At 60.6% G+C, this 14873-nt stretch carries 14 protein-coding genes and 3 tRNA genes; 5 read left to right on the forward strand and 12 right to left on the reverse strand.

Annotated features, from left to right (window positions below; genetic code table 11):
- Positions 1–140 precede the first annotated feature (140 nt).
- The gene (locus tag ACRWA7_RS28090; protein WP_438393653.1) at positions 141–767 is read left to right on the forward strand and encodes an SCO family protein; all 627 of its coding nucleotides are present in this window, start codon (positions 141–143) and stop codon (positions 765–767) included.
- Here the strand turns inward: ACRWA7_RS28090 and ACRWA7_RS28095 are convergent.
- The 6 genes from ACRWA7_RS28095 to uvrC form a co-directional block, all read right to left on the reverse strand.
- Positions 764–1243, reverse strand: coding sequence for a GNAT family N-acetyltransferase (locus tag ACRWA7_RS28095; protein WP_438393656.1), 480 nt, complete (start codon positions 1241–1243; stop codon positions 764–766). The genes ACRWA7_RS28090 and ACRWA7_RS28095 overlap by 4 nt on opposite strands.
- Before the next feature lie 104 nt (positions 1244–1347).
- A tRNA-Cys gene (locus ACRWA7_RS28100) sits at positions 1348–1421 on the reverse strand.
- Positions 1422–1487: 66 nt separating this feature from the next.
- Positions 1488–1563, reverse strand: a tRNA-Gly gene (locus ACRWA7_RS28105).
- Positions 1564–1622: 59 nt separating this feature from the next.
- Positions 1623–1698, reverse strand: a tRNA-Gly gene (locus ACRWA7_RS28110).
- Between the two features lie 178 nt (positions 1699–1876).
- Complete coding sequence (pgsA, locus tag ACRWA7_RS28115; RefSeq protein WP_060819787.1) at positions 1877–2473, reverse strand: CDP-diacylglycerol--glycerol-3-phosphate 3-phosphatidyltransferase; 597 nt, start codon at positions 2471–2473, stop codon at positions 1877–1879.
- An 85-nt stretch (positions 2474–2558) separates the two neighbouring features.
- Complete coding sequence (gene uvrC / locus ACRWA7_RS28120) at positions 2559–4730, reverse strand: excinuclease ABC subunit UvrC (protein WP_060856147.1); 2172 nt, start codon at positions 4728–4730, stop codon at positions 2559–2561.
- Positions 4731–4899: 169 nt separating this feature from the next.
- On the opposite strand from uvrC, the gene earP reads away from it, so the two are divergent.
- The 4 genes from earP (at position 4900) to ACRWA7_RS28140 (ending at position 9123) form a co-directional block, all read left to right on the forward strand.
- On the forward strand, positions 4900–6099 hold the full coding sequence (gene earP, locus ACRWA7_RS28125; RefSeq protein WP_438396808.1) for an elongation factor P maturation arginine rhamnosyltransferase EarP: 1200 nt from the start codon (positions 4900–4902) through the stop codon (positions 6097–6099).
- A gap of 225 nt (positions 6100–6324) precedes the next feature.
- Entirely contained in the window at positions 6325–6882 is a 558-nt protein-coding gene (gene efp / locus ACRWA7_RS28130) for an elongation factor P (protein ID WP_060856008.1), read from the forward strand.
- A gap of 264 nt (positions 6883–7146) precedes the next feature.
- Positions 7147–7482, forward strand: coding sequence for a BON domain-containing protein (locus ACRWA7_RS28135; RefSeq protein WP_060856149.1), 336 nt, complete (start codon positions 7147–7149; stop codon positions 7480–7482).
- Positions 7483–7740: 258 nt separating this feature from the next.
- Positions 7741–9123, forward strand: a complete 1383-nt coding sequence (locus ACRWA7_RS28140; RefSeq protein WP_060856150.1) for a sigma-54-dependent transcriptional regulator — start codon at positions 7741–7743, stop codon at positions 9121–9123.
- 85 nt (positions 9124–9208) lie between these two features.
- Here ACRWA7_RS28140 and nagZ read toward each other — a convergent pair whose 3' ends face one another.
- The 6 genes from nagZ to rnc all read right to left on the reverse strand — a co-directional run bounded on the left by nagZ (position 9209) and on the right by rnc (position 14654).
- Positions 9209–10213, reverse strand: coding sequence for a beta-N-acetylhexosaminidase (nagZ, locus tag ACRWA7_RS28145; RefSeq protein ID WP_438393660.1), 1005 nt, complete (start codon positions 10211–10213; stop codon positions 9209–9211).
- Between the two features lie 82 nt (positions 10214–10295).
- Positions 10296–10694: a holo-ACP synthase gene (acpS, locus tag ACRWA7_RS28150; protein ID WP_438393663.1), complete on the reverse strand. Its 399-nt coding sequence runs from the start codon at positions 10692–10694 to the stop codon at positions 10296–10298.
- Positions 10695–10701: 7 nt separating this feature from the next.
- Positions 10702–11475 carry a pyridoxine 5'-phosphate synthase gene (pdxJ, locus tag ACRWA7_RS28155; RefSeq protein ID WP_438393664.1) on the reverse strand — a complete coding sequence of 258 codons (774 nt, stop codon included), beginning with the start codon at positions 11473–11475 and terminating at the stop codon, positions 10702–10704.
- A gap of 12 nt (positions 11476–11487) precedes the next feature.
- Complete coding sequence (recO, locus tag ACRWA7_RS28160) at positions 11488–12423, reverse strand: DNA repair protein RecO (RefSeq protein ID WP_438393666.1); 936 nt, start codon at positions 12421–12423, stop codon at positions 11488–11490.
- Entirely contained in the window at positions 12410–13309 is a 900-nt protein-coding gene (gene era / locus ACRWA7_RS28165) for a GTPase Era (protein WP_060856013.1), read from the reverse strand. The genes recO and era overlap by 14 nt, the downstream gene beginning before the upstream one ends.
- A 91-nt stretch (positions 13310–13400) precedes the next feature.
- Positions 13401–14654, reverse strand: a complete 1254-nt coding sequence (gene rnc / locus ACRWA7_RS28170) for a ribonuclease III (protein ID WP_438393669.1) — start codon at positions 14652–14654, stop codon at positions 13401–13403.
- Positions 14655–14873: the final 219 nt, after the last annotated feature.

Raw genomic sequence — 14873 nt, forward strand, 5'->3', positions numbered from 1 at the left:
CGAACGTGCGCGCGGGACAGCAAGCGCACAGCAAGGCCCTCTATTCTGAGATAAAGTCGGCCCCGCATGACGTCGCGAAACATCTTGTGACGAATCATCCGGTCTGCCGCCTTCATGCATCCACTTTGTCCGAGTTGCACATGCCTTCCTGGTTCCAGTTTCAACGCCGCGGCCGCCTGCCCGCCTTGCTTGCCGCGCTGGTTTTCAGCGCCGCGCTTGCCGCGTGCTCGCATCCCGACACTACGCCCTGGAAACTGACCGACGTCAGTGGCCACCTTCCCGACCTCGACTTCCATCTGACCGACGATACCGGCAAACCCGCCACCGGCCAGTCGTTCGCCGGCAAGACCACGATCGTCTACTTTGGCTACACGCACTGCCCGGATGTCTGCCCGGAAACGATGGCGCGGCTGATGCAGGTCTTGCAGAAGCTCGGACCCGACGCTAAGAACACGCGCATTGCATTCATCACGGTTGATCCCGCACGCGATACGGCCGCCGCGCTGCACGAATACGTGCGTGCGTTCGACGCCGAACATGCAATCGGGCTGACGGGCACGGATGGGGAAATTGAGGGGCTGGCGAAGCGGTATCGCGTGGCTTATCAGGTGGAGAAGCGCGATCCGTCGGGCGCTTACGACGTCACGCACAGTTCGGCCGTCTACATCTTCGATACCCACGGCCACGCGCGCCTGCTCGCGACGGAAAATGATTCCATCGATAACATCGCGAGCGATCTGCGCCGTGTGATCGATTCGACGTCCTAGCGCGGGCCGGCTTCGCGGCGCATCCAGATATGCGGAATGTCGTCCTCGAGATGAACGTCGGAGATGGGTTCGAAGCCGGAACTCGCGTAGAAGCGCTGCAAGTGGGCCTGGGCGTGCAGACGAATGGCGCGCCCGGGCCATTGCTGCGCAATGTGCTTGAGCGTGCGTTCGAGCATGGCCTGGCCTAACCCGATACCCCGAAACGGCGCCCGAGTGAGAACCCGTCCGATGCGAAGGTCGCCGGTTTCATCGGGCGGAAGGACGCGCAGATAACCGGCGAGTTCAGCGTGGGTCGTTTGACCAAGCACAAGCAGATGCCATGCATCGGTATCCTGACCGTCTATGTCGGCATACAGGCACTGCTGCTCGATTACGAACACTTCGCTGCGGGCCGCGAGCACGGTGTAAACATCGAATGCGTCAAGTTCGTTGAACGAGGCCCAGCGCCAGTCGAATTCAGAGTAGAGGTTGGTCATGGATGCGTCTCACTTGAAGAAGTTTCGATGCCCGCGGACGGCCTGCAGACGCCGTATCAAAAAGAAAAGCCCCGACCAAGTCAGGGCTTTTTCTTTTTGAATCCTGGAGGCGCGAGCCGGAGTCGAACCGGCCTAAACGGCTTTGCAGGCCGCTGCATAACCGCTTTGCTATCGCGCCAGAAGCGGGGACTACGTGAACGTTCCGGGCCACCAAACAAAAAGGGAAGCTTGGCTTCCCCTTTAGTGGAGCGGGAGACGAGGCTCGAACTCGCGACCTCAACCTTGGCAAGGTTGCGCTCTACCAGCTGAGCTACTCCCGCATCTTGCCTTGCACTGTACTGCCAGCTACCGGCTTACCATTGCCAGCAACCTCTGAATCTGGAGCGGGAGACGAGGCTCGAACTCGCGACCTCAACCTTGGCAAGGTTGCGCTCTACCAGCTGAGCTACTCCCGCATCTTGCCGACTTCTTCTGCCAATTTACTGCTTTTGTACTTCATCAGACGCTGCGTTGCGATGTTTTGTTTCGCGTGCATCCGACAGAAACGAGATTATGGAGAAGCCCAACTTTAGTGTCAAGAGCTTTGTATGTGCCCCATCACTTTTCGACGCAATCAACTATGTCATCTATCGATCACAGCATGCCGCCGCGCTCACGAATCTGCGGCCATGCGAGTTTCATGTAATAGAGCATAGACCAGACCGTGAGGAACGCGGCAACATAGATCAGCCAAAGACCCCACACGCGCGTATCGATAACGACAGGCGTGCCCGCGATCTTGAGCGGCCCGTAGAACAGCAACATGGGAATTGCAACCATCTGGCAAACGGTCTTGAATTTGCCAAGCGAATTCACGGCCACGCTCTTCGATGCCCCGATCTGCGCCATCCATTCCCGCAACGCTGAAATCGTGATCTCACGCCCCACTATAACCAGCGCGATCACTGCGTTCAGCCGCATCAGTTGCACGAGGATCAGCAACGCGGCGGTGACCATGAGCTTGTCGGCCACGGGATCGAGAAACGCGCCGAACGCCGATGTCTGGTTGAGCTTGCGCGCCATATACCCATCGAGCCAGTCGGTCAGCGCGGCGAGCACGAAGATGACCATGCCGACCAGGTTGCGATGGTCCGGGCTCATCATCATGTCCGGCAAATAGAAGACGCCCACGACGAGCGGAATCAGCACGATTCGCAGCCACGTCAGGAAAATCGGAAAATTAAACGGCATGGGCGTGACTCTTATTGAGAGGTGCCATTGTGCCGCGTCGACTTATATGTCACAAGCCGACGGGCCGGACGTCCGGACGTTGCGTTCAATGCAACTGCCGGTAGATCTGCTCGGCCAGCGCCTGCGATATCCCTTCCACGCTCGCGAGATCTTCCACGCTCGCCGCCTGCACGCCGCGCAATCCGCCAAAGCGCGACAGCAGCCGCTGACGCCGTTTTGCACCAATGCCTTCGAGTTCTTCGAGCCGCGAGGTCTGCCGCGTCTTCGCCCGCTTCGCGCGCATGCCGGTAATTGCGAACCGATGCGCTTCGTCGCGGATCTGCGCGACCAGCATCAGCGCCGCGCTCTCCTTGCCGAGTTCGAGCGGCGTGCGGGTATCGGCGAAAATCAGGGTTTCAAGACCCACCTTACGCCCTTCTCCTTTCGCCACGCCAACCAGCATGCTGCGGTCGAGCCCCAGTTCGGCGAAGACTTGCCGCGCGATCTCGACCTGCCCCTTGCCGCCGTCGATCAACACGATATTCGGCAGGCGGCCGCCCGGCGGCGTGGGTTCGGCAACATCGGCGGCGTCCGATTGCGGCGCTTCGGACGGGTCCAGTTCAACCGGTTCATCCGAAGCACGCGCCGCGGCTTGCGCGACCATCTTCTCGTATCGGCGCGTGAGAACCTGGCGCATCGCGGCGTAATCGTCGCCGGGCGTGATGCCGGTGATGTTGTAGCGACGGTATTCCGCCGTCTGCATCTTGTGATGGTGATACACCACGCACGATGCCTGCGTGGCCTCGCCCATGGTGTGGCTGATGTCGAAACATTCAATGCGCAACTGCGCGAGATCGGCCATCTCGAGGCTCAGCGTATCCGCGAGCGAGCGCGTGCGCGCCTGTTGCGAACCTTGTTCGGACAACAGCCGCGCAAGGGCGAGCTTCGCGTTGGATTCGGCCATGGACAGCCACACGCGCTTTTGTCCCTGCGGCTGACGCAACAGCGTGACCTTGTGCCCGGCTTGCTCCATCAACAAATCCACGAGTTCGCGATTGGCCGGCGCGTGGCTCACGACCAGCACCGGCGGCACGCGATTACCAATGTAATGCTGCGCGATGAACGCCTCCAGCACTTCAGCCTCGAGCGCGCCCTGGCGCTGTGATTCGGTGGCCTGATCCGGCTGCGCCGCGCCTGTTTCCGCGATGTCATCCTGCATCTCGCCGGTCGTCGCATGCGCCTCGAAGTCCTGTTCCATCGACGCAAGCGTGCCGGGCGGCAATGCGATTTCGCCGGCGTTCGCGTCCACTTGCTCGATGACGATATGGCCGGCGCTCTCCGCGATGTCGTCATCGTCCAACCCGTCGGCCATGTCCTCAGGCATGGCGTCTTCTATGGCCAGCGCTGCTTCGACATGCGTCGGGAAATACGCCTTGTCGCCGAGATGACGGCCACCGCGCACCATCGCGAGGTTCACGCAGACCTTGCCGCCCAGCGCCGCGACCGCGAGGATATCGACGTCGTTGTCACCGCCCACTTCTATGGCCTGCTGATGCAGCACGGTGGAAAGCGAGCTCATCTGGTTGCGCACGGCGGCGGCCTGCTCGAACTTGAGATCGGCGGCGAACGCGTGCATTTTCTGCTCGAGTTCCTTCATCACTTCGCCCTGCCGCCCAAGCAGGAAACGCGATGCGTTCGACACATCGCGCGCGTAATCTTCTTCATCGATCAAACCAACGCACGGTCCCGTGCATCGTCCGATCTGATGCAGCAGGCAAGGCCGCGTGCGATTGGTAAAAACGGAGTCCTCGCACGTGCGCAGCTGGAACACGCGCTGCAAAATCTGGATACTCTCGCGCACGGCCCAGGCGCTCGGGAACGGGCCGAAGTATTGGTTCTTCTTGTCCACGCTGCCGCGGTAATACGCCATGCGCGGAAACTTATGCCCGGTCAGCTTGAGATAGGGATAAGACTTGTCGTCGCGAAACAGGATGTTGTAGCGCGGCGTGAGCGCCTTGATCAGATTATTCTCAAGCAACAGCGCTTCTGCTTCGGATCGTGTGACGGTCGTTTCTATCTTGCGAATCCGCGTCACCATCATCGCGATGCGCGGCGAAAGCAGCGTCTTCGTAAAATAGCTCGACACACGCTTTTTCAGGTCGCGCGCTTTCCCGACGTACAGCACGTTGCCGTTTTCGTCGTAGTAGCGGTACACGCCCGGCAGGTGCGGCAACTGGGCCAGGTTCTTTTTAGGGTCGAAAACGTCGGATTCGGTCATGCAGGAATGATATGCGGGGAGTTCGTCTGGCAGCCTCTGGACCGGCGCGGTTGACTTGAAAACGCGCATGACGCGCGAATCGTTATCCTCAAAAATGCCAGTTTAGTGCAAACCACACTCAGGCTCGTTGTTCACCATCGATCAGCGGTTCGTCGCCGCTCAAGCACTCATGCCGCCTTCATCGCAACATTCTCCGGGGCTCGCCGGTAACGAGAGCCACCCGAGCAACACCGCCAGCGATATCGCGTGCGATATTTTTTGCGAAGTCATCGACAACTTTGGCGATATCGGCGTCTGCTGGCGGCTCGCGCGCCAGCTCAAGGCGGAGCATGGCTGGCAGGTGCGCCTTTTCGTCGATGACCTCAAGGCCTTTCATGCGCTCTGTCCCGCCGTGGACGCCGCGCTCGCGCGCCAGGAGGCCGAGGGCGTGATCATCGAGCACTGGCATGCGCCCACGCACGCGGGCGACACGCTGCAGATCGCCGACGTGGTGATCGAAGCGTTCGGCTGCGAGTTGCCTGCCATCTACGTCACCGCAATGGTGCGCCGCGAGCGCAAGCCTGTATGGCTGAACCTGGAATACCTGAGCGCCGAGGACTGGGTCGCGGATTTCCACTTGCGGCCGTCGCCGCATCCTCGTTATGCGATCAACAAGACGTTTTTCTTTCCGGGCCTCGGCGCGGGAACGGGCGGCGTGCTGAAGGAACGCACACTCGATACCGCGCGAGAGACATTCCAGCGCGAGGCGTGGTGGCGGGAACGTGTCGGTATTGCCGCGCCCGACTCCGCAACGACCGTCATCTCGCTGTTCGCGTATGAAAATCCAGCCATCGATTTATTGCTGGAACAGTGGCGCGATTCCGCTGCGCCTGTAGTCTTGCTGGTGCCGAAGGGACGCATATCGGGCGCGGTCGCACGCTTTTTCGGGTTGCGTGGCTTCGCGGCGGGATCGAAGGCGCAAAGCGGGTCGATAACGGCCTATGCGCTGGGTTTTGTCGAGCAGCCGCTCTTCGACGCCTTGCTGTGGGCCTCCAATATCAATTTCGTGCGCGGCGAAGATTCGTTCGTGCGGGCGCAATGGGCGCAAAAACCTTTCGTCTGGCATATTTACCCGCAGGCCGACGACGCGCATCTGCCGAAGCTCGACGCCGCGCTCGCGCACTACGCAAACGGCTTGCCGGATGGCGCGCGAACGTCGCTGGAACGGTTCTGGCATGCCTGGAACGGCGTGGGCATGCCCGACTGGTCCGATTTCTGGGGGTATCGCGAGGTTCTGGAGCAGCGCGCCGCCGATTGGGCGCAAGAACTGGCGCGCATCGGCGATCTGGCCGGAAATCTGGCGGAATACGCGAAATCTCAGTTAAAATAAGCGGTTATCCAACGGCTTACAGTTCGGAACACGTGCAAGGCACAGCGAAGGCACAAGCGGCGCACGGTTCCGGGCGGATTCCACGGTGGATGGGTGAAAAGCGCCCAGGCGCGCGGTATGGCGTGGGATGGAATAGGCAGGATATCCGCAGCATCCAAATCTCAAAGCCGGCCGCCAACACCGCAGCGATCAGGCTCACATTTTCGTACAGGACAGTTTTTCAATATGAAGACCGCACAAGAACTCCGCGTCGGCAACGTCGTGATGATCGGCAGCGATGCCATGGTCGTGCAGAAAGCCGAATACAACAAATCCGGCCGCAATTCGGCCGTCGTGAAAATGAAGTTCCGTAACCTGCTCTCCGCAGGCAACATGGAATCGGTGTACAAGGCGGACGACAAGTTCGACGTCGTCCAGCTCGACCGCAAGGAAGTGACGTACTCGTATTTCGCCGATCCCATGTACGTGTTCATGGACGCGGACTACAACCAGTTCGAAGTCGAAGCCGACATGATGGGCGACGCCCTGCACTACCTCGAAGACGGCATGCCGTGCGAAGTGGTGTTCTACAACGAGAAAGCCATCTCGGTCGAACTGCCGACCACGCTGGTGCGCGAGATCATCTACACGGAACCGGCTGTGAAGGGCGATACCTCGTCGGGCAAGGTGCTGAAGACGGCCAAGCTCACCACGGGTTTCGAACTGCAAGTACCGCTTTTCTGCAATATCGGCGACAAGATCGAAATCGATACGCGCACGAACGAGTATCGCAGCCGCGCATAGGCGTTGCAGCGCATCTAGCGCCGCATCGGAAATTAGAAAAAGCGCCCCAAAGGGCGCTTTTTCTTTTTGCTGAACATTCTTGCCAATTCAGGCAAACTTTACCGCTCCGTATCTCTAAATTACGATAGAAACCTCTCGCGACATGCAAGGCGCGCTGCTAACTACCTGATTTGTCTACCACACACTGATGGCATGAAACCTGCTCTGATTGATATGACCGCGTAATGTATGCGCGGAATTTTTCAACTTCCGACACAAGAAAAAATGCCCAATACCAAAGCCACGTTTGCCCGCCTTGTCCTTGCTGCTGTTTGCGCGGTTCCCGCGATTGCCATTACCGCCGGATGTTCGTCGACTCCTACCCATGAATCGGCCGGCGAATACACCACCGATACCGCGCTGACCACGAAGGTGAAAACGGCGCTGCTGGAAGATCCAGGCCTGAAGTCATTGTCGGTGAGCGTCAAGACGTATCGGAGCGAAGTGCTGTTGTCGGGTTTCGTGGACTCGCCGAATCAGATTCAGAAGGCGGTTTCGGTCGCGCGTGGAGTAGAAGGCGTGCAGTCCGTCAAGAACGACCTGCATGTGAAGCCGCAATAAGAACCAAAGCAGCGGCGCTTGCGTGAGCGGACCGGCTTGTAAGCCGGCCGCGCCACGCGGAATCAGTATTGAGCGTTAGCAGGACGAAGACCCGCCGGTGTCATGCGATGAGCGGAATGTAAGCGTCGAGCCAATCTGAGTTCGAAGCGCGAACGTCCGGCGCCGCCACCGCCAGGTATCGAGACGTTTGCCGGGGATCGCCATCGGGGTGATTGGCCACGAACGTCATTCAGACCCATTTAACACGCCGTGTCCGCCATGCCACACGCTTTGATTGTCGAAGACGATCCGAACAGCCTTTCCGGCTTGTCCGCCATTCTCGCGGCCGATGGTTTTTCCGTCGATACCGCGACCACGCTCGCCGAGGCGCGCTCCGCCCTGACGCGCTTCATCCCGGATGTCGTGCTCGTCGACTTGAATCTGCCTGACGGCAGCGGCCTCGACCTGCTGCACAATCTGCCTGCACAACCGCCCGGCGGTGCATTGCCAGTCATCGTGATGACGGGCAATGCAACCGTGGAAAGCGCTATTGAAGGCTTGCGGCAAGGCATTTGGGATTACCTGCTCAAGCCGGTGAATATTCCACGCCTGCGCAGCTTGCTCGCGCGCATTCCGCGTCCGTACGAACTCACCGAAGAAGTCGGCGCATTGCGCAGCACGCTGCGCGAACTCGGCCACTTCGGCAGCATGCTCGGACGCAGCCCCGCTATCCAACATGTCTACGACCTGATCGAACATACCGCGCCAACGGAAGCCGCCGTGCTGATCTGCGGCGAAGCGGGCACTGGCAAGAAGGTCGCGGCCCGCACGCTGCACGACATGAGCCGGCGGCGCAAAGGTCCGTTCGTTTCGTTCGATTGCGCCGCGTCCAGCGACATGGGCGCGCGTTCGATGGAAAGCCTGATGTTCGGCCACGAGCGCGGCGCGTTCGCCGGTGCGGAAAACCGCGAACCGGGTTTGCTCGAACAGGCTGGCGGCGGCACCTTGTTCCTCGATCAGCTCGATGCATTGCCGATCGCCCAGCAGGAAGCGCTGTTGCGTGCGCTCGATTCGCAGACGTTCATGCGCGTTGGCGGCAGTAACAAGATCGTCACGGATTTCCGGCTGCTGGCGTCGACCAGAATGTCGCCGAAAGACGCCGTCGCCGAGGGCAAGCTCCGCGAGGATCTGTTCCAGCGTTTGAATGCATCTTCGATTGCGATGCCGCCCTTGCGCGATCGTGGCGACGATATAGCGCTGCTCGCGGAGCATTTTGTCTACGAGCTCAATCGCGAAAATCACGTGAGCGGCATTACAAGCGGCGCGCCCAAGCGCGTGAGTCCGGATTTCATCCGTGAATGCCTTGCGGCGGAATGGCCGGGCAACGTGCGCGAACTGCGCGAGCGGGTCCGGCGCGCGTATCACGCATCCGGCGATGTGATCGAAACCCTTCGCGCCGATGAACAGACGAGCGCCGGTGGGCGCGGCCTGAACGGCACCAGCGTTCAGGTCACGGTGGGAACCGCACTCGCCGATGTGGAGGACATGCTGATCCGGGCGACGCTCGAAGCAGTTGGCGGCACGCGGCATAGGGCCGCGACGCTGCTTGGGATCAGCCCTAAGACGCTTTATAACAAGCTGCAGCGCATGAAGCTGGAGTGATCCGGACTAATTCGTTTGAAAAAAAGCCGGTGGTTTCTTCGCAGAAACCACCGGCTTTTGCATTCGTGCATCAACAATGTACGTCTTAGCCCAACGCCTTTTTCACCAGCGCCACCGCCTGCTGATATTCGACTTGCGACATCAGCTTGTTCCAGCGCCAGGCGTGTCCTCTTGGCCGCATCCGCTTCAACCGCGTCTGCGATGCCTTCGTCTGCTGGAATGTCAGCCGGTCCAGCACCTTTTCAGCTTCTTCCGGCTGGTTGCAGATCAGCACCATGTCGCATCCAGCCGTCAGCGCTGCGGTCGCGGCTTCGGTCAGCGTGCCACCGGCGCGCGCGGCTTCCATCGAAAGGTCGTCGCTGAAGATCGCGCCGTTGAAGCCTAATTTGCCGCGCAAGATATCCTGCAACCACACGCGCGAAAAACCGGCGGGTTTTTCATCGACTTGCGGATAGATCACGTGCGCCGGAATCACCGAAGCCAGGGACATGCCCAGCCAGTCGTACGGCTTGGTATCGGCGGCGAGGATGTCTTCGAGCGGGCGATCGTCCACCGGCATGGCGACATGCGAATCCGCCGATGCAAACCCATGCCCCGGAAAATGCTTGCCGCAATTCGCCATGCCCGCGAGCGCGAGGCCGTGGTTCAGGCTCTTGGCGAGCAGGGTCACCACCCGCGGATCGCTGTGCAGCGCACGGTCGCCGATCACCTTCGAATGCCCGTAATCGAGGTCGAGCACGGGCGTAAAACTCATATCGATACCGCACGCCCGCAACTCCGCCGCCAGCACATAACCGAACGCGGTCGCGGTTTTCGTCGCGAGCAGAACGTCACGGTCCCAGAGCGCGCCGAGCTTGCCCGGCGCCGGCAGGACGGTGAAGCCATCGGTACGAAAGCGCTGCACACGGCCGCCTTCGTGATCCACGGCAATCAGGATGTCGTCACGCACCGCGCGAATCGCGTCGGTCAGCGCGGCGAGTTGCGTGCGATCCTGAAAGTGCCGCGTGAAAAGGATGATGCCGCCGGTCATCGGATGGTCGATACGGCGGATGTCGGCGTCGGAGAGCGTGGTGCCGGCCACGTCGAGCATGACCGGGCCGGGAGTGCGTTTTAAAGAGTTCAAATTGGAAGAGACAAAGTCAGGGGTTTAAGTAGTCTTGGCGCTCGGGCGCTCAGGTATTGATTTCCGCGATCACGAATGACACCGCATAGTCGCGTTCATCGGTGATCGTGACCTGTGCCGTAATGCCGTGTGCTGCTAGCCATTCGGCGAGTTCGCCCGATGCCACCACGATCGGCTTGCCGCTTGGTTCGTTGAGCGTCTGGACTGCGCGCCAGGTCATTGGCCAGTGCATGCCCAGGCCGATCGCCTTGGAAAACGCTTCCTTGGCCGAGAAACGCGTGGCGAGAAACGCGAGGCCGCGCACTTCGGAGCGCGCCTTGCGGGCGTGATAGACGCGCAGTTCGTCCGCGCCGAGCACCTTTTCGGCGAAGCGCCCTTTCGTGCGCTCCATCACGCCCGCGATGCGGCTGACCTGAACGAGATCCGTACCGATTCCATAGATCGCCATGGCGGGTTTATCGCGAAGATGTGGCGGCTAGGCGCGACGCCACCATGATCGCCTTCATTTCGCGCACGGCGTTATCCCAGCCGGCGAAGATCGCGTGCGCGACAATCGCATGACCGATGTTCAACTCCACAATGCCTTCGAGCGCCGCGATTGGCTGCACGTTCGTGTAGTGCAAACCATGCCCCGCATTCACCTTCAGCCCAAGCGAGTTGCCAAAATCGACGCTGCGCGCCACGCGCTCGAATTCCTTTTGCTGCGTGGCTTCGTCGTGCGCTTCGGCGTAGCAGCCCGTATGCAGTTCGATCACCGGCGCGCCCGATTCATACGCCGCGCGGATCTGGGTTTCATCGGCGTCGATAAACAGCGACACTCGCGCGCCCGCTTGCCTCAATTGCTCGCACGCGGCTTTCACCGCGTTGAACTGGCCGGCGACGTCGAGCCCCCCTTCCGTGGTCAGTTCCTGGCGCTTTTCCGGCACGAGACACACGTCGTGCGGACGAACGCCGCACGCTATGTCCAGCATCTCCTGCGTGACCGCGCATTCGAGGTTCATCCGCGTCTTGAGCAACGGACGCAGCGCGTGCACGTCGGCATCGAGAATATGGCGGCGATCTTCCCGCAAATGCAGCGTGATGGCGTCAGCGCCCGCTTCTTCAGCCTGGAGCGCGGCGCGGACAGGATCGGGATAGTGCATGCCGCGCGCGTTGCGCAGCGTGGCGACGTGATCGATGTTGACGCCCAGATCGATCACATTCGCGGGCGACGAAAGAAAGAAGCTCATGGATTTGGCAGCTCAGAGATTTTGCAGGTCGATCAGGATTTGACGGGTGGCGAGCGGCGTCCCGCCAAGATACACGTTCAGCAGAAAGCGCATCAGCGTCTTGCTTTGCGCGGCCGTCTGCGGGCGGCTGTATTCGTCCTTCTCCATGTCGAGCAGCGTCTGACCCGCGATCACGGGCCATTGCGACGGGACATCGTCCGACGCTTCGCGCACGCCGCGTTCTGGATCGAACACATATTTCTGCCCGGCCACAACTGGCTGGCGCGTGATGGTCTTGTTGAGCGCCATTGCGTAACCGGTTTCGCGCAACAACACGCGCTCGAACGATCGCAGCGCGTGCAACGCCGGCTCGCCGTGCGCAAGACGCGACAACGTCAGCACGTAATGATTGAAGAGCGCCGGATGCGCGTCCTCGCGCGCGCAGAACTTGACGAGCAGTTCGTTGACGTAAAAACCGCAGAGCAACGCGTCGCCGGCAAGCGGCAACATGCCGCCGACCCATTCCGCTTGCGTCAGGGTACGGACTTCGCCCTTCCCGGTCCACGATAAACCCAGCGGCTGGAACGTCTGCAGCACGCCGCGCAACGCGGAATGCGGCCGTTTTGCACCCTTGGCGACGAGCGCCACGCGGCCATGATCGCGGGAAAACACGTCGAGAACCAGGCTCGTTTCCCGATACGGATAGCTGTGCAGCACGAACGACGGCTGCTCCGCGATACGAAAGTCCGAGCGCGGCGCGGCGCGCGGCGGCTTGGGTGGTCTGGCTTGCCTGGGTTCTTTGGGTTCTTTTGGCGCAGCAGGTTGGGCTGGCGTTTTTGCCGCAGCAGCACGCGTCCCGCGCTTCTTTGGCGCGGGCGTTGCAGGGTCGTCGACGCTGAAGTTATCGTCAGCGAGCGGATCGGAGTCGGCGTTGGAAGACTGGGTCATCCACGCGTCATTCGTACCCATAGGCGCGCAGTCCCGCTTCGTTGTCCGCCCAGCCGCTCTTCACCTTGATGAAGGTTTCGAGGTACACGGGACCGTCGAAAAGCTTCTCCATGTCGAGGCGCGCCTCGGTGCTGATCTGCTTCAGCTTGGCGCCCTTCTGGCCAATGATCATCGCCTTGTGGGTATCGCGTTCCACGAGAATGGTCGCGAAAATCCGGCGCAGCCGCCCTTCGGTTTCCCATTTGTCGATCATCACCGTGCTTGTGTACGGCAATTCGTCGCCTGTCCAGCGGAACACTTTTTCGCGCAGGATTTCGGCGGCGAGAAAACGCTCGCTGCGATCGGTCAGATCGTCTTCGCCATAGATGGGCGAACCCTCCGGCAAATACGGCTTCACGACTGTCATCAGACGCGCGATGTCGTCGGGATGCTTCGCGGTCATCGGCACGATTTCCTTGAAGTCGTGCAACGCGCTCATTTTCTGCATGAACGGGAACAGCGTTTCTTTGTCGGTGACGTGATCCAGCTTGTTCGCAATCAGAAGGCACGGCGTGTCGTTCGGAATCAGGTCGAGCACCTTCTGGTCGTCAGGGCCAAAACGGCCGGCCTCGATCACAAACAGGATAGCGTCGACCGCCGTCAGCGTGGACGTCACCGCGCGGTTCAGCGAGCGGTTCAGCGCGCCGCTGTGCTTGGTCTGGAAGCCGGGTGTGTCGACGAAAATGTATTGTGCGTCCTCGAGCGTATGAATGCCGGTGATCCGGTGCCGCGTGGTCTGCGCCTTGCGCGACGTGATGCTGACTTTCTGTCCGACGAGCGCGTTCATCAAGGTCGATTTGCCGACGTTCGGCCGGCCGACGATCGCGACCATGCCGCAGCGGAAACCAGGGGGAGTGGGAGCGTTCATAGATGTTTGCAGCTACAGATTCGTTGGGACGCGTGGCGTCGGGAGTATGCGATTGGCCGGCGCGTTAGCTTCGGATTCAGCTTCAGCGCGGTCAATGGCCTGTGTCGGCCGCGCGTGCGACGTTTTCGTCGACGCTCGCTTCCGCGTGCGCCTCAACACTTTCCTCGGCCACGCCGCTCTTCTGAGCCACGACGGAAGCCTCTTCGCGCTGAGATGCGGATTTATCGATGACCGGCGATTCCGTTGCCGACTTGTTTGACGGTTTTGCCGCAGTCTTTTCGGCGCTTTTTTCCACCGGGTTATGCACAGGATTATCCACCGCCTGTGGTGGAGTGGGAGCTGGTTGTTTATCGGCGGTTTTATCGGCGTTTTTGTCGGCCCGTTCCGCCCGATGGATCGTCGTGCGCTCGGCTTTCTCCAACGCCGCGGCCGTTCCCGCGGATGGCTCCACATGCGACGCACGAATCACAGCCAGCGGCGCGGTGGCCGGGCGCTCGGAATCGTTATGCGTACCGCTGGCGCCGTTGGCCGCACTCGCGCGCGCACGCTCACGCCGGTCAGGCGCCCGGAGATCCAGCGCAGCCTGAACACCGGTCACGCCGGGTACGACTTCCTGTTCCGCAAGCTTCGCCGCGCGAGCGCCCTTGCGCTTCGGCTTCGTCGTGAGCGCAGGTGTTGCAGAAGCAAGCTCGTCCAGCGCTTTCTTCGCCGCGGCCTGTTCCGCTGCACGGCGGCTTGCGCCCGAACCGGATACTTTCACGTCGAGCTTCGGCACCGTGCATTCCACTTCGAACTGCTGATTGTGCGCAGCCCCGTGTGTCGCGACTACGGTATAAGTCGGCAACGCGATCTTGTGGCCTTGCAGGTATTCCTGCAGCAGCGTCTTGGCGTCCTTGCCGATGGTGCGTGGATCGATGTGATCGAGAATTGGCGTGTAGAGCCGTTTGATGACCTGAAGTGCCGCGTCGAAACCGCCATCCAGGAAAACCGCGCCGAAGATGGCTTCCAGCGTATCGGCCAGGATGGATGGGCGGCGAAAGCCACCGCTGCGCAGTTCCCCTTCGCCCAGCCGCAAGGCCTCGGAAACATTGAGCGCCTGTGCAATCTCATAAAGCGACTGCTGCTTGACCAGATTCGCGCGAACGCGAGAAAGATCGCCTTCGTCGAGTTTTGCGAATCGTTGGAACAAAAGCGCAGCCACCACGCAATTTAGAACGGAATCTCCAAGAAATTCGAGTCGTTCATTGTGCGTGGCACTATGACTGCGATGGGTCATCGCCTGGCGCAGCAATTCCGCATTGCGAAATTCGTACTGAAGCCGGCTTTCCAACGGGGTTGAGGGCATGGGCAGAGTATAACGCGGGCGCCGGAGCGGACGATTCCGGCTGAAAAACAGAAAATCGAAAATAAAACCGATACCGCAAGCACACGTTAGCCGCGTTTCTTCGTGCTGTTTCTAGCGGCCAACGTAGCGTGTCATGCAGCGTGTTCAAACGCGTTCATTAATGAATACGCCGCGGACTACGCCGCGTATTCCCGCGGCGTAGTAGTCGAACCATTTACA

This window comes from Caballeronia sp. DA-9, from assembly GCF_051615025.1.
In the GTDB taxonomy this organism is placed as follows: Bacteria; Pseudomonadota; Gammaproteobacteria; order Burkholderiales; family Burkholderiaceae; genus Caballeronia; species Caballeronia sordidicola.

Bases quoted from the DNA above. Each gene is read 5' to 3' on its own strand.
- ACRWA7_RS28135 (WP_060856149.1), top strand. From the start codon at position 7,147: ATGCCCAATACCAAAGCCACGTTTGCCCGCCTTGTCCTTGCTGCTGTT.
- pdxJ (WP_438393664.1), bottom strand. From the start codon at position 11,475: ATGAGCTTCTTTCTTTCGTCGCCCGCGAATGTGATCGATCTGGGCGTC.
- acpS (WP_438393663.1), bottom strand. From the start codon at position 10,694: ATGGCGATCTATGGAATCGGTACGGATCTCGTTCAGGTCAGCCGCATC.
- ACRWA7_RS28140 (WP_060856150.1), top strand. From the start codon at position 7,741: ATGCCACACGCTTTGATTGTCGAAGACGATCCGAACAGCCTTTCCGGC.
- era (WP_060856013.1), bottom strand. From the start codon at position 13,309: ATGAACGCTCCCACTCCCCCTGGTTTCCGCTGCGGCATGGTCGCGATC.
- uvrC (WP_060856147.1), bottom strand. From the start codon at position 4,730: ATGACCGAATCCGACGTTTTCGACCCTAAAAAGAACCTGGCCCAGTTG.
- ACRWA7_RS28095 (WP_438393656.1), bottom strand. From the start codon at position 1,243: ATGACCAACCTCTACTCTGAATTCGACTGGCGCTGGGCCTCGTTCAAC.
- earP (WP_438396808.1), top strand. From the start codon at position 4,900: ATGCCGCCTTCATCGCAACATTCTCCGGGGCTCGCCGGTAACGAGAGC.
- pgsA (WP_060819787.1), bottom strand. From the start codon at position 2,473: ATGCCGTTTAATTTTCCGATTTTCCTGACGTGGCTGCGAATCGTGCTG.
- nagZ (WP_438393660.1), bottom strand. From the start codon at position 10,213: ATGCTCGACGTGGCCGGCACCACGCTCTCCGACGCCGACATCCGCCGT.
- ACRWA7_RS28090 (WP_438393653.1), top strand. From the start codon at position 141: ATGCCTTCCTGGTTCCAGTTTCAACGCCGCGGCCGCCTGCCCGCCTTG.
- efp (WP_060856008.1), top strand. From the start codon at position 6,325: ATGAAGACCGCACAAGAACTCCGCGTCGGCAACGTCGTGATGATCGGC.
- recO (WP_438393666.1), bottom strand. From the start codon at position 12,423: ATGGGTACGAATGACGCGTGGATGACCCAGTCTTCCAACGCCGACTCC.
- rnc (WP_438393669.1), bottom strand. From the start codon at position 14,654: ATGCCCTCAACCCCGTTGGAAAGCCGGCTTCAGTACGAATTTCGCAAT.